Genomic DNA, 15426 nt, shown 5'->3' on the forward strand with positions numbered 1-15426 from the left:
CTTCATTATTTAAAATATCGGTTCCGCCAGAAGTGGTTCCAACGCTTAGTTTGTAACCTGTTGCGTTTGCAATGGCATTCCAAGATAAATCTGTTGTAACGGCAACATCGGTATCGCCATTTAACGGACTCGTTAATGTGGTACACACCGGAATAGTTTCTAAAGTTTCAGTGCTGAAAGATTCCTCTGTACAAGAAACAGCATCACCTTCTGAATTATACGGTGTAATGGTTACAAAAATGGTTGAAGTTTCCGGTAAATCTGAAGGCAAGTTATAGCTTGTAACATTGCTAACATCTTCATTGTTTAAAATATCGGTTCCACCCGAAGTGGTTCCAACAGTTAGTTTGTAACCCGTTGCGTTTGCAATGGCATTCCAAGATAAATCTGTAGTAACGGTAACATCGGTATCACCGTTTAACGGACTAGTTAATGTGGTGCATACTGGAATAGTTTCAGGAGTTCCTGTTCTAAAACTTTGTTCGGTACAACCTGTGGCATCGCCCACATCGTTATACGGCGTTATATTAACAAAAATAAGGCGGTTAGTTGGTAAATCGTCTGGGAGATTATAAGAGATTACATTATTAACATCTATACTATTTAGTATTTCTATACCACCTCCAGTAGTACCCACGCTCAATAAATATCCTGTAGCATTAGGTACGGCGTTCCAACTAATATCTGTGTCTATAGAAACATTGGTTGCGCCATTTAAAGGGGAGGTTAAGGTTGTGCATGTTGGTGGGACCGGAATAAGCTCTGTTGTAAAGTTTTCCTCGGTACATGTAGTGGCATCACCTTCAGCATTATAAGGTATAATGGTAACATAAAAGGTGGTGTCTTCTGCTAAATCCGATGGTAAATCATAATTTGTAACATTGTTAACATCGAAATTGTTTAAAATATCTGATGCTCCAGGGCTAGAACCCATTGTTATTTTATAGCCATCTGCATTTGCTATTGGCGTCCATTCTAAATCTGTATTAATGGCTACATCAGTGCTGCTATTTAGCGGAAGCGTTAGCATGGTACATTCCGGAGCCGTAGGTGTGCTATTGCTGCTAATAGTAAAACTTTCTTGTGTACATCCCGTAGCATCTCCTTCATCATTAAACGGAACAATAGTGACCTCTACAGTTTCACCTCCAAGAAAGTCTAATGCGAATTCGTAAGACGTATTATCATTAATAATTTCATCGCTAACAATGGTAATGTTTCCCGGTTGTGATATTACAGTTAATCTGTACCCTCGGGCGTAGCGTGCAGGTTCCCAACTTAAATTAGTATTTACAGGAACATCTGTTGCGCCATTTAAAGGCGATAATAATTGGGCACATTCTGGAAGCGGACAGTCTAAATTATCGCCATTAAAAGTCCAGAAATAAGTATCAATCATGGATTGTCTTTCTTCTAAAGCATCACAATAAGGCAATCCGTTAGCGCCTAACGTAATTCCGGAAATTAAGGTTTGCTCGGACCAAGAGATTAATGTGTTGTCGTAATTCTCTCGTGTTAATGCTGTATCGTCTAGCATATTTCTCATTTCGTTTACACCACTAATATCCCAATCGCCGAGGTATTGATTTAGTGCTGTAGCATTTTCAAAGGTAGAATACATGCTTACGTTACCTAAGTTCCATTTATCTAATGGTTGGTTAAAAGCAGTGGCATCTTTAAACATATAATTCATGTTGCTAATGCCTGTTACACGCCAGTTATTTAAAGGCTGATTAAAAGCGCTAGTCTCATTAAACATGTATTCGGTGGTGGTTACTGCTCTAACATTCCAAGGGTCAATATTTTGATTGAATTGAAGTGCGCCTTTAAACATTTTTTCCATGGTTGTTACTGAGGCCACATTCCAGGAATTTATAGGGCTATTAAATACAATAGCATCCTCAAACATAGATTCCATTGTGGTTACAAACGAGGTGTTCCAGGTGTCTATTGGCTGGTTAAAGGCCGATGCTTCTTTAAACATCTCCTCCATAGTTTGTACTTCACCGGTATTCCAGTTGTCCATGGGTTGATTATAAATGGTAGCTCCCGAAAACATAGCTTCCATGTTTGTAACAGAAGACACATCCCAATTGTTAAGTGTATTATTAAATGAGCTGGCTCCGTCAAACATATTAGACATAATAGTTACCGAACTAACATCCCAAGTGTTTATAGGTTGATTAAACTGTGTGGCATTTTCAAACATACTGTCGGTTGTAGCCACAGCACTTACATCCCAATCTATTAAAGGCGAATTAAATACAGATGCCCCACGAAACATACCACTCATATTTACCACCGAGTTTACGTCCCAGCTATTTAAGGGTTGGTTAAATGCGGTAGCATAACTAAACATGTATGCCATATTGGTTACGTTGGTAACATTCCAAGTATCTATATTTTGATTAAAACTTGAAGCCGAACTAAACATACTTTGCATATTAGTTACAGCATCAACATCCCAGTCGAATAATGCTTGATTAAAAGCAGTAGCACCATTAAACATTTGGCTCATGTTTGTTACTTTATTTACATCCCATGAGTTTAGAGGTTCATTAAAACTTGTTGCTCTAGCAAACATGCTTATCATGTTAGTAACATTACTTACGTCCCAATTATCTATATTTTGATTAAATAGTGTGGCATTTCCAAACATAGACTCCATGTTGGTTACTGCACTTGTATTCCAGCTACTTAAGTCTTGATTAAATACACTTGCATAGTAAAACATAAAATTCATATCAACAACCTTATCAGTAATCCAAGAGTTTAGAGGATAATTAAATTCTCGTGCTTGACTAAACATGTTACTCATGGTAGTTACATTGGCAACATTCCAGCCGTTTAAAGGTTGATTAAATACAGATGCACCACTAAACATACCACTCATTGTTGTTACATTACCTACATCCCAGGTGTCTAAAGGTTGATTGAACATTGAACATTGGGAAAACAGGCTACTCATGTTTGTTACATTCCCAACTTCCCAATTGTTAATATCAGAATTAAATAAAACAACCCTTCTAAACATACTGGCCATGTTAGTTACCTGTGTTAAATTTGGGGTGTCGGTAGCATTATACTCCATGTTTTCACAGAAGTAAAACGCCTGATTCATGCTTTCCCAAACTTGGTCGCCCCATTGGTCCATCGAAATTAGCTTAAGGTTATCTCGATTGCTAGAGGTATGTCTAAACGACGGAAAATCGCCTATAATGGCTATGGTGTAAACACCTGGGTTTAAATAAGTATGGGTTATGTCGTTGGTTACGTTATTGTTGTATTGTCCGTCTCCCCAATCTATATTAAAATCGTAAATAAGATAATCTGGATAGCCATCGTTAAGTTCAATTCGATATTGGTTTGCTGCGGTCGAGCTGTTATCTAAATTTCTAGTATCAATCGTAATTTTAAAAACATCGGTTCTATTAACCCAGCTTTCAACAGTTTTAAAACTTATTTCTTGACAGCCGGTTGCTGGTCCTTCATCGTTATAAGGAACAACAGAAACAAAAACATTATCTCCTGGCAAAAATTCGTTAGTGAAGTTTAACAATAGAACATTTCCAAAATCTTCATTATCAGCAATAACCTGTATAACATTTCCTAAGTCATCCTCTCTTCTAATGCTTACATAATAACCATCGGCATTGGGAGCCGCTTCCCATCTAATAGATGAGTTGGCTGGCACGTTTTGATCGCCATTAATTGGAGAAATTATATTGGTACATAGTACATAAGAGCAGTTTACATCGTCTCCAACAATATTCCAGTTGTTATTATCAATTAAACTTTGTCGTTGTGCTAAGGCATCGCAGTATTGTAAATTTGTGGCACCCAAGGTCACATTACTATTTACAGTTTGAGATGCCCAGGCGATTAAAATGTTATCATAGTTTTCTTGTGAAATACCACTGTTAGATAACATATTGCTCATGTTGTTAGCTTCGGAAACATTCCAAGCTCCAATGTTTTGATTAAATGAAGATGCATTATTAAATGCACCAGACATATTATTTACATTACTAACATTCCAATTATCTAGTGGCTGGTTAAAAAGGCTTGCACTAGCAAACATTGAAGATATATTGGTGAGATTAGTTAATGTCCAATTGTTTAACGGCAGATTAAAAACTGTGTTTTGCTGAAACATGCCGCGCATAGTAGTAACATTACTAACATCCCAAATTTCGATAGGTTGGTTAAACCCATCATTGCCACTAAACATTTCGCTCATATCTTCAACAGCACTTACGTCCCAAGCGTTTAACGGTTGGTTAAAACTGTCGGCATTTTTAAACATCTGGCTCATGTTAGTAACGCTGCTAACCGTCCAGTTGTTAAGTGGTTGGTTAAAGGCTATACTTTGGTTCTCTCCGCTAAACATAGCTCGCATGTTTGTTACGTTGCTTACATTCCAATTTCCTATGGGTTGATTAAAGCTATCGGCACCTTCAAACATGTAACTCATATCGGTAACATTGCTAACATCCCAACTATCTAAAGGTTGGTTAAACGATGCACATCGCCTAAACATATAAGCCATGTCTGTAACATTATGTACTTTCCAAATATTTATAGGCTGGTTAAAAGGCATGTCTAAAAAACCATAAAACATTTCTCTCATGCTTGTTACGTTGTCCACGTTCCAATTGTCTAATGGCTGGTTAAAGTTTCGGCATCTATAAAACATTCTAGACATATCGGTAACATTGTCTACAATCCAACTATTTAAAGGCTGATTAAAGTTTAATGCAATATTAAAAGTGCCCGACATGTTAGTAACTTGGCTAACATTCCAATTATTAATGTTTTGGTTAAATTGTGTAGCGCCGCTAAATAGGTTATTCATGTCTGTAACCGAAGAGGTATTCCAATTATCTAAAGGCTCATTAAAAGCGTAACAATTTCTAAAGGTACTAGCCATTAAGGTAACCGATGATGTGTTCCATTTATCCAATGGCCTATTAAAAATGTTACAACCCTCAAAAGTTCCAGATAAATTTGTTATTGTGCTTATGTCCCAATCGTTTACAATGCCATTAAAAGCATTACAGTCTTTAAACATATTTTCAAGACTTGTAACCGTGCTTAAGTTTGGCGAAGCAATGGCATCAAAATTTAAATTCTCGCAGCCATAAAAAGCGTTTTCCATGGTTTGCCATTGTATGTTACCCCAATCTAAAATTTCTATTATTTTAATTTTATCTCCATCGTCATTAAAATAAATAGAAGGAAAATTTCCGGTAATCGTTATAGTGTATAATCCGGGTGTGGTGTATGTATGGGTAATATCGCCAGTGATATTGTTGTCTGTAGTACTATCGCCCCAATTCACATTATAGTTATATGTATATGCCGGATTTGTAGGTAAAGTAATTTGGTTGTTAGCAGAAGATCCGGACTCTGTATTTTCGGTATTCCATAGTGACGTAAAACCTTGACCAAATGCATTTATGTTTACGACAAAAAAGAAAAGGAGTAACGCGTAGTTTTTTGGCATTTTTGTAATATCTATTATTAGTTTAAGGGAGTTCAAAGATAAGAATCTCTCACTAAACTCTATTATTTATGGGGTTGCCTTATAGCTATTTATGTGAAATGCTTAGGTTTAAATAATGAATTAGTAAATATCTTGAAGTACGTTTGATAGAGCAGAAAATATAAATTACGGAGGTACATTAATAAAAAAAACCACACGGTTAAGTGTGGTTTTTATATGTAGGGAAATTAATTAATATTGGATATCTATATAATAAAAATGTATTTCTGTGTTTAAAACTGATGTAAAAATAAGTTTAATACCTTGTGTAAACACATTGTAAAAACAGGTTTTAGATTATACGACAAAATATTCGTTTAAAAACTTTTTAAGTTACACGTTGTCGGTTTTGATGCTTTTTATCGTTTATTTTTGTCGTACACAATGTATGCACAAAGCGCGGAAAATTAATTTTTTATCTGAATTTTAAAAAACTATGCTAGAGTAACGAGTATTATCAATGATTCAGTTTTAATAATTCCTCTAAATAGTCGCGTGTGTTAGATAGCCTCGGTATTTTATGTTGGCCGCCTAGTTTATCATTCTGTTTTAGCCAATCATGGAAAAGTTGAGGTCTAGCAATATTAATTTTCGGTTTATTAAGGGTAATATTATTGTAGCGTTTTGCTTCGTAATCGGAATTTAACGCCTTTAATGCATTATCAAATAATTCATTAAAATAGTTAATATCTTCTGGAGGTGTTTTAAACTCAATTAACCATTCGTGGGCTCCTTTTTCTTTACCTTCCATAAAAATGGGAGCAGCTGTAAAGTCTACTATTTCCGCTTTTGTGCGGTTGCATACTTTTTTTAACGCGTTTTCGGCATTTTCAATAATAAGTTCTTCACCAAACACATTTATATGGTGTTTTGTTCTGCCAGAAATTTTTATTCGGTAAGGATTTAAAGATGTAAACCTAATAGTGTCTCCAATTTTATAACGCCATAAACCGCCATTTGTAGTTATAATTACTGCATAGTTTTTGTTTAATTTTACTTGGCTAAGCGGAATTGCTTCTTCTTGAGAGGTAGCATAAATATCCATAGGAATAAACTCGTAAAAAATGCCATAATCTAACATTAGAAGTAATTCTGATGAATTATTTTGATCTTGAATAGCAAAGAAACCTTCTGAAGCATTATAGGTTTCATAATATTTGAAACCAGATTTAGGAAGCAGTTTTTTGTACTGATCTTTATAGGGTGTAAAACTTACGCCACCATGAAAATAGACTTCTAGATTTGGCCAAATATCATGTAGATTTTGTTTTCCTGTAGTCTCTAAAACATTATTTAATAGTACTAACATCCAAGATGGTACGCCAGCTAAACTAGTAACATTCTCGTTTATAGTTTCGTATACAATGGCTTGCATTTTGTGTTCCCAATCGCTCATTAGTGACACCTTGTTGCTAGGTGTACTGCTAAATTCTGCCCAAAAGGGCATGTTATCAATTAAAATAGCAGATAAATCGCCATAAACGGTGCCTTTTTCTTTATACAGTTCTTTGCTTCCGCCAAGGCGTAAACTTTTACCATTAAATAATTGTGAGTCTTCGTTGTTGTTTAAATACATGCATAGTAAATCTTTACTTGCTGCATAATGGCAATCCTCTAACGATTCCTCGCTTACCGGAATAAATTTACTTTTTGCTCGGGTAGTTCCGCTAGATTTTGCAAACCATTTAATAGGTGTTGGCCAAAAAATATTGCTTTCTCCACGTCTAGAGCGCTCGATATCATCTTGCCAACCATCGTAATTTTTAATAGGAACACGCTCTGCAAATGTTTTATAATTTTTAATAGAAGCAAAGTCGTACTGTTTGCCAATTTCGGTGTTTTTAGCAAAATCTATTAAGCTTAAAAGCAGTTCGTTTTGCACTTCGTTTGGGTATTTTAAGAACAATTCAATTTGATGAAATCGTTTTTTTAAAAACCACGATGCAATAGAATTTACTAAGGGAATTGACATATTTATTCTATCTTTATTTTTTTAAAAATAATACTTTTTTTTATGACCTACCAAGGTGTTTTAACAAAAATGGCAACAGAGTTTGGAAGTCCTATTCAATACTACCTAGTTTTTGAAAATGATTTTATAAATATGAATCAATTAATAGGGAAAAATGTTACCATAGAGTTTGTAAAATACCAGTGTTTAAATTGCGGTTTGGATAAGCCTATATTTAGACAAGGCTTTGATAAACAGTGTTTTTATAATACGGCTAGGGCAGGCGATTGGATTATGCGACCAGAATTAAGTACCGCACATTTAGGAATTGAAGACCGCGATTTAGAGTATGAAAAAAAAGCGCAATTACAACCACATATTGTTTATTTGGCTAATTCTAGTAATGTGAAGGTAGGGGTAACACGAAAAAACCAAGTACCAACACGTTGGATTGATCAAGGCGCGCATGAAGCTATCGAAATTGTAGAGGTTCCTAACCGTTATTTGGCAGGTATTACTGAGGTGGCTTTAAAAGATTATGTAGCCGATAAAACCAATTGGCGAAAAATGCTAAAAAACGATATTGAAGATGAAAATTTGGTAGAATGGCGAGACCGTTTAAAAACCTATATCCCAGATGAGGCTGCCGATTATTTTATAGAAAGCAATACCGAAACGAATATAGATTTTCCGGTGCTGCAATATCCGGAAAAACCAAAGAGTTTAAATATTAAAAAAGAGCTAAAGTATACAGGTAAACTTGTTGGTATAAAAGGGCAATATTTAATTTTTGAAGACGAAAGGGTATTTAATGTTAGAGCCAACGAAGGTTTGGTGGTTAATTTAACCATAGATTAATTGTTGAAACACTAAAGCAAAACACTGTTTTTTGGTTTACAGGATAGAATACACCCATACAAATACACAAAAACAAAAAATCCTCTTTACAATTGTAAAGAGGATTTTTATATCATTTTGAAACTAAAGACTAAATATCTTCTTGGTCTCTTAAATTTTGAATGTAAGCTGCTTTTTGAACTTGACGACGTCTTTTTACAGAAGGTTTTGTAAAAAACTGTCCTTCTCTTAAGTTCTGCATTACTTTAATATTTCTGTGCTTTCTTTTGTAGCGTTTTAAAGCTCTCTCGATGTTTTCACCATCTTTAACTATTATTTTTAACATATGCCTTTATTTTAGTGCTTTTTCTGAAAATCCAAAATGGGATGCAAATTTGCGGTTTTTAAAAATAAAAACCTAATAAATTAAACTCTTTTGCATTAGATTATCCTAAATAGGTTCTTAAGACTTTATTTTTTGAGTTTTGACGCAGTTTTCGGATGCCTTTTTCTCGTATTTGACGCACGCGTTCTCTGGTTAAACCAAAAGCATCTCCAATTTCTTGTAAACTTTTAGGATTTTTAACGCTAATTCCGAAATAATGACGAATAACTTCGGCTTCTTTTTCCGAAAGTGTATCTAAAACACGGTTAACTTCTAGATTAAGCGAGTCTTTAAGTAATTTAGCATCTGGACTTGGCGATTCTTGCCCTGCAACAACATCATATAAGTTTGATGTTTCGCCTTCTTTAAAAGGCGCATCCATAGAGACATGGCGTCCAGAAATTTTCATAGACTGTTTTACATCGCTAATAGTTAAGTCTAGCGTGTTGGCAATTTCTTGTGCACTTGGAGGTCTTTCGTGTGTTTGTTCTAAATGTGAATAGGCTTTATTTATTTTACTAATGGAGCCAATTTTATTTAATGGTAATCGTACTATTCTAGATTGTTCGGCTAAAGCAGACAAGATGGATTGACGAATCCACCAAACGGCATAGGATATAAACTTAAAACCTCTAGTTTCATCAAAGCGTTTTGCTGCTTTAACTAAACCAGCGTTCCCTTCGTTTATTAAATCGGGTAGGGTTAATCCTTGATTTTGGTACTGCTTTGAGACAGAAACCACAAATCTTAAGTTAGCCTTTGTTAGTGTATCTAATGCTTTTTGATCGCCTTTTTTAATACGTTGTGCTAAATCAACTTCTTCGTCGGCAGTAATTAAAGGGATCTTACTAATATCTTGAAGGTATTTATCTAACGATTTAGATGCTCTGTTGGTAACTTGTTTCGTGATTTTTAATTGCCTCATATATAATATTTTGGGTGTTTAAGATTAAACGTAATTTACAATATAACGGAATAGTTGGAATAACCTAAAAATTGAAGGTTTTTCTTTAAAAATGAGTGAAAATTGACTAAAATGGGGTGAAATGACGCGGTTTTTAATATTTTTTGGTTCTTTTTTGTGTTTTTTGAATGATGAGGTAGTAACGCCTCTTTTAATCCTTATTTTTTAAGATGAGAACTAATGTATTATCCATCTATTTTTTTGAGTATGAGTTTCCCCGCTATAAAGAAGGGATTAAGGGGTGTGTTATAAAATAGAGCTTTTAAAAAAACTATTAAATAGATTTTAATATGATGCTAGCAAACAAACCCGCGTTAGGGATTGTAGTGGATAGCCCACAGCCTGACGATAGGAAGTGCGAGGACTTGCAACCTTTCGACTTTGCTCAAGACAGGCTTCAAGCCCGACCCTTTTCGGGTAACGCCCAAATATTATTTAACGGTGTCTTTCTCCTTTTTACCAAATAAACCACCAAGTACGTTTTTAACGGTTTCTTGGGTTTTGGTATTACCGGTTGTGCTTGTTTTTGTGCTATCGGTGGTTTTGTTGCTGCCAATAATGCCTCCAATAACATCCTTTATGGCATTGTTTTGTTGTGTTTTTACGGAGTCGGTTTTGGTTTTATTACTGCCAATTACATCGCCAATTAGGTCTTTAACTTTGTCTTTACCTTGGTTAAGGAGTTTTTGCTTTTCGATTTCTATAAGCTGGTTGGTAAGGTTTGAGATGCCACTTGTTAAATCGGTTTTAACCGAGGGACTTGTAAAACTACCACCAATATTTGCAGTTACTGGTATGGTTAAATTGCTTACTTCGCTATCGTTTATTTTACCAATTAGCCTATTAATGTCGCTGCCTAAATATTTTGCCGGCACATTAAAAATAGCGCTATAGTCCATGGTTTGGTCGAAACTATGCGAGCCAGAAACGGTAATGGCTATATCTTGGTATTTTATATCGAAGGGTTTTACGCTTACTTTACCATTGGCAAAGGATAATTTGGTTTTAAGGTCTTTTAAATCGAGTTTGCTAAAGTCGATAAAACTAAGCGAGCCTTCTAGTTTATTCATTAACTCGTTTTGGTTGGTTCCTATTCTTGTTGCTAATAATTCGGCAAGCGCATCGCCAGATACGGTGCTTAAATCTGGAGCAAATTCTTTATCTAATTTTCCAGATAGATTAATGCTTGTGTTTAATTTTCCTTGAAGAATTTTTGCAATAGGTGCTAAACTTTTAAGCAATTCTAAATCTTTAAAAGATTGGGCAATATCAAAGCCATTGGCTCCTAAATTTAAATTAAATGTTGGGGTGTCTTCTTTGGTAGAAATATCGCCAGAAACAGCCAATGCACCATCAAAAATACTAGATTTAAGGTTTTCTAGTTTGGCTTGTTGGTCTTTTATATAAAGGGTTCCGGTTACGTTTTTAAGGTTTAAATTATCGTACACAACGGTTTTAGCATCGGCATTTATAGTACACTCTAAAAAGGCTGGAATTTTTAAAGATTCGGTGTTACTTGTGGTTTTGTTGGTGCTTGGTGCTGTTTCACTTTCAGTCATAAAATCGCTTACCTTAAAGGTGTTGGAATTAACGGTAAAGTTTCCTTTTAAGGTATTATCGCTTAGTAAAAACCCTAGTAAATTGTTGATTGTACCTTTGGCCTGAATATCACTTTCGCCTGTTTTGGCATTAAAATTATTAAGCGATACAGTTCCTGGATTAAAGGTTAGATTAGCATCTGAGATATGAAACGGGTTTACAATATCTTCCGATGAAAATACAAAATTAGAAATACTTGCCGATCCATTATTTTTTATTCTTGCGTAGGCATTAGTTGCCACAGCATCCATATCAAAAGCCGTGTTTAGTTTCGCTTTTAAAATTCCGGTAAGCGAATTTTCAAGCTCTACAGGATATGCTTTTGTAATGTTAGCAAGGTTTAAAGTACCATCTAAATTGGCATTTACCAACATGTTTTTAGTCAAGTTTTTTAGCGTAGCAGAAGATTTAAATACATCTTCATCAATTTTAAAATTTAAGGTTTTAATATCTATATACGTGTCGTCTACATTTCCTGTAGTGTTTTTTATTTCGGTATTTATTACAATGTTGGTAACGCTTTTTGGTAAGTCTGGATATTTAAAAGATGCATTGTTTGATGTTATACTAATATCTAGATTAGGAATTGTAGTATCTGAGCTTAAACCTTTAATAATACCCTTTACTTTAAAATCGCCAGAGGTTTTTACATTGGCAATATCTTTAGAGTAAGCTTTAGGAATTACAGCCAAGAAATTTTTAAAATCTGAACCCGGGTTTTCGAAGCTAATATCGATATCCTGTCCAGCTTCTACGAGTTGCACATAGCCTTGAAACTCTAATGGTAAATCGTTTATATAGGCTTTATTTTCTTTAAAAGTGTATTTGCTGTTTACTAAATCTAGACCTATTAAGGCGTCTAACTTTACAGGGTTGCTGCTTAAGTAGTTTGTGCTGTCTAGCGTAAAACTTACATTGGCTTCGCTGTAAGTATCGAGTTCGGAGGTTTCGGCAGAAAACGTACCATGACCTTCGTGGTTTAACTCGGAAACGTGAATTAATGTTTTCGAAATATCGTCAATATAAGTTAAGGCACTGTTTTTAATTTGGTAGTCCTCAATACTAAAAGTAAAATTACTAGAGCCAGCATTGGTAGTTGTTGCGCTAGTAGTATCTTCTTTAGTTATATCGTAGTTGTTATTGCCTAATTTATCGGTTTTAAGCGTCATTAAAGCTTGGTCAACGTATATAGAATTTACGGTAATAGGCTCCTCGCTGGCAGTTTTAAAAACTTCTTTAATAGACATGGTAAACGAAATATCCTTAACGGTAGCAAAGGTTTCGTCTTTAAAAGGCTCGAAATTTGTTATTACTAAATCGCTTACGCTTACCTGTGCCTGTGGAAAGCTTTTTAATAAACTTAAGGAAACATTGCTAAACTCTACTTTAGCATTAAGATTGTTGTTTATGGTTTGTTTTACGATGTCTTTAATTTTTCCTTGAAAAGCAAACGGAAGGGCTATTAAAAGTACTATTAGTATTAGTAAAGTAATGCCAACAATTTTTAAAGCTTTTTTCATAGTTAACGGGGTTTATGTAAATATACGAGCGCGTTTAATTTTAGGCCTAAGTAAACTAAAAGTTTAATATAATTTTAACCTTACTACTAGTAATTTTAACGCATTCCGTTTTAAAGTAAATCAATCTCTTCGTTTACTTTTAAATTAAAACGTTTTCTAAAAAGGTGTACGCCTAAATATAATAGTGGCGTGTCGCAAGCGGCTACAATAACTTTAAATAAAAAGCCACTAACCAAAAGACCTTTAAAGTTTGCCCAATCTATTATACCAAAGGAACATAGTAAAAACACAATAGTAAAGGTATCTACAAATTGGGAAAACCATGTGGAAAAATTATTTCTTAGCCATAAGTGTTTTCCTTTCGTTAAGCGTTTCCAGAAGTGGTAAATTTGAATATCTACAAACTGCGCAAACAGGTAAGTAAGCATGCTTGCAAAAACGGCAATCATAGAGTTTCCAAAAACGGTTTTAAATGTTTTATCGTCTACGTAAGACCATGATGTTGCAGGAACCGAATCGGCCATAAAAATGATTAATAACGAAAATAAAGAGGCGAAAATGCCAATAATAACCACATCATTAGCGCGCTTTTTACCATAAATTTCACTTATTAAATCGGTAATTAAAAAGGTAATAGGGTAAGGTAATATACCAACCGATATTTCGAAAAGTTTATTACCAAAAATTTCAATATTGAAAGGGTACCAATAAAAAAACTTTTGAAAAATAAGATTAGAAACCACCAACGATGTTATAAAAAGTGCTCCTAAGAGCAAGTATATACGTTGTGCGGCAAGTTTATCTTTTAATGTCATATGTGATTGTGAATAAATAGGCTCTGTAAATATAAAGGAAACCATTTACTTTTTATTAATTTGCCGCCCTATGTTAAAACCCAAAACATACCATATCGCTTTAGGAAGCAATAAAGGTGATAAATTTAAGAATTTACAAGATGCTATCGATACCATTTACGTGCGTGTTGGTAACATAAAACTAATTTCTAAAATTTATAAATCGCCCGCATTTGGTTTTGAAAGCGACGATTTTTATAACTGCTGTCTGGTGCTAGAAAGCTATTTACAACCGCAAGAGGTTTTAGATTTGCTATTAAACATTGAAACTGATTTAGGTAGAACCCGAACCCAGGCAAACACCTACGAAGCTCGAATAATAGATTTAGATATTGTTTTAGCCGAAAACGAGATTATAAACACAGCAACCCTACAAGTGCCACATCCAGAAATGGCTAAACGCCGGTTTGTTTTGTTGCCGCTTAACGATATTGCTTCTAAACTAAAGCATCCAGTAAACAACATGCAAGTGTCTGTTTTGTTGGAAAATTGCGATGACGATTCGGTTTTAGAACCAATAAACATCTGGTTGAAAAACCCAAGCAAGCAACACCAATTCTCGAAGTTTAATTACATTGCTATCGAGGGTAATATTGGCGCCGGAAAAACAAGTTTAGCCACAAAAATGGCGCACGATTTTAATGCGCGTTTAATTTTAGAACGCTTTGCCGATAATCCGTTTTTACCCAAGTTTTACGAAGATGCAAACCGATATGCCTTTACTTTAGAGATGTCTTTCCTTGCAGATCGTTACCAACAAATTAGCGACGATTTATCGCAACTCGATTTGTTTAAAGATTTTATAGTTAGCGATTACGATATTTTTAAATCACTTATATTTTCTAAAATTACTTTAAATGAAGATGAGTTTAATTTATACCGCAAGCTGTTTTACTTAATGTATAAAGACATTGCTAAACCCGAATTATACGTTTACTTATACCAAAACACCGAGCGTTTACAAGAAAACATAAAAAAACGTGGTCGCGATTACGAGCAAAATATAGCCAATGAATATCTGGAGAAAATAAACGCTGGGTATCTCGATTTTTTAAAGACTCAAAAAGATTTTAACGTAAAAATAATAGATGTGTCCAATAGAGATTTTGTGGGCAATCGGGCTGATTATTTGTGGGTTTTAAATGAAATTAGTGGTGAGTAGAAATCCTGTTTACAACACAGCTTCTTTTATTGTTTTTGTAACCAAATCCTAATGTCTTTTCGTAAAGAAACCTCAGGTTTTGCTAACGGAATGGTTTGCCTAAACTTTTTACTTTTATTAAATTTTGAAAACATAATTTTTTGCTTTTTCCAAACCTCCGGATACAACTCCAAAAACTTATTAAAAAAACTTTGTTCGTTAATTGTGCCTTCTAGTTTGGAAAGGACGTCTTTGAAAATTTGCTCTTGGTCTATGATCATTTTGTTGAGGTTCTGTGAAAGGTGAAATTGTTTTTGGTTTTGTTGTGGGGAACGGTTACGTATAAGAATAGTTGCGGGTTTACGTGCGAGGATTTTCCGCAGGAAAATCAGATGTAGTAAACTTGCAACGACCTTTGTTTTAGCACAACACCAGCAATTTTTTATATACGGCTTAAGTTTGTAAATCACTAAATTTAATTAATAATCAGAAAGAACAAAAGAGAGAATTAAGGTTACTATATACGGTGAAGCGTTAGACTTCGACAACATTGATAATCCTCTCTCTTTTACTACTTTAATCACGTTCAGTTCTGTGAGACTTTAGATCTCGTTTTCAAGTTGTTGTGAA

The 15426-nt window shown here is 34.5% G+C and carries 9 protein-coding genes; 2 read left to right on the forward strand and 7 right to left on the reverse strand.

The genetic code is table 11. The annotated features are described in order from the left end of the window. Positions 1–5506, reverse strand: a 5506-nt coding sequence (locus tag HNQ90_RS17360) for a BspA family leucine-rich repeat surface protein (protein ID WP_183822392.1), incomplete at its 3' end; no start/stop codon positions are given. Between the two features lie 496 nt (positions 5507–6002). After that, positions 6003–7517, reverse strand: a complete 1515-nt coding sequence (locus HNQ90_RS17365; RefSeq protein WP_144118264.1) for a GH3 auxin-responsive promoter family protein — start codon at positions 7515–7517, stop codon at positions 6003–6005. 42 nt (positions 7518–7559) lie between these two features. On the opposite strand from HNQ90_RS17365, the gene HNQ90_RS17370 reads away from it, so the two are divergent. Next, the gene (locus HNQ90_RS17370) at positions 7560–8354 is read left to right on the forward strand and encodes a DUF2797 domain-containing protein (protein WP_144118263.1); all 795 of its coding nucleotides are present in this window, start codon (positions 7560–7562) and stop codon (positions 8352–8354) included. Between the two features lie 130 nt (positions 8355–8484). On the opposite strand, the gene rpsU is transcribed toward HNQ90_RS17370, so the two are convergent. The 4 genes from rpsU to HNQ90_RS17390 form a co-directional block, all read right to left on the reverse strand. Beyond that, a complete protein-coding gene (gene rpsU, locus HNQ90_RS17375) occupies positions 8485–8679 on the reverse strand; it encodes a 30S ribosomal protein S21 (protein WP_092848816.1) in 195 nt (64 codons plus the stop codon). A gap of 100 nt (positions 8680–8779) precedes the next feature. After that, positions 8780–9643, reverse strand: a complete 864-nt coding sequence (locus tag HNQ90_RS17380; RefSeq protein ID WP_144118262.1) for a sigma-70 family RNA polymerase sigma factor — start codon at positions 9641–9643, stop codon at positions 8780–8782. 470 nt (positions 9644–10113) lie between these two features. After that, positions 10114–12801, reverse strand: a complete 2688-nt coding sequence (locus HNQ90_RS17385) for an AsmA-like C-terminal region-containing protein (protein WP_144118261.1) — start codon at positions 12799–12801, stop codon at positions 10114–10116. A gap of 110 nt (positions 12802–12911) precedes the next feature. After that, on the reverse strand, positions 12912–13616 hold the full coding sequence (locus HNQ90_RS17390) for a queuosine precursor transporter (protein WP_144118260.1): 705 nt from the start codon (positions 13614–13616) through the stop codon (positions 12912–12914). A 70-nt stretch (positions 13617–13686) separates the two neighbouring features. Between HNQ90_RS17390 and folK the strand changes: the two genes are divergently transcribed. Then, positions 13687–14817, forward strand: coding sequence for a 2-amino-4-hydroxy-6-hydroxymethyldihydropteridine diphosphokinase (gene folK / locus HNQ90_RS17395; RefSeq protein ID WP_144118259.1), 1131 nt, complete (start codon positions 13687–13689; stop codon positions 14815–14817). A gap of 26 nt (positions 14818–14843) precedes the next feature. Here folK and HNQ90_RS17400 read toward each other — a convergent pair whose 3' ends face one another. Beyond that, complete coding sequence (locus tag HNQ90_RS17400; protein ID WP_144118258.1) at positions 14844–15077, reverse strand: hypothetical protein; 234 nt, start codon at positions 15075–15077, stop codon at positions 14844–14846. Positions 15078–15426: the final 349 nt, after the last annotated feature.

This window comes from Algibacter amylolyticus (assembly GCF_014202225.1).
In the GTDB taxonomy this organism is placed as follows: domain Bacteria; phylum Bacteroidota; class Bacteroidia; order Flavobacteriales; family Flavobacteriaceae; genus Algibacter_B; species Algibacter_B amylolyticus.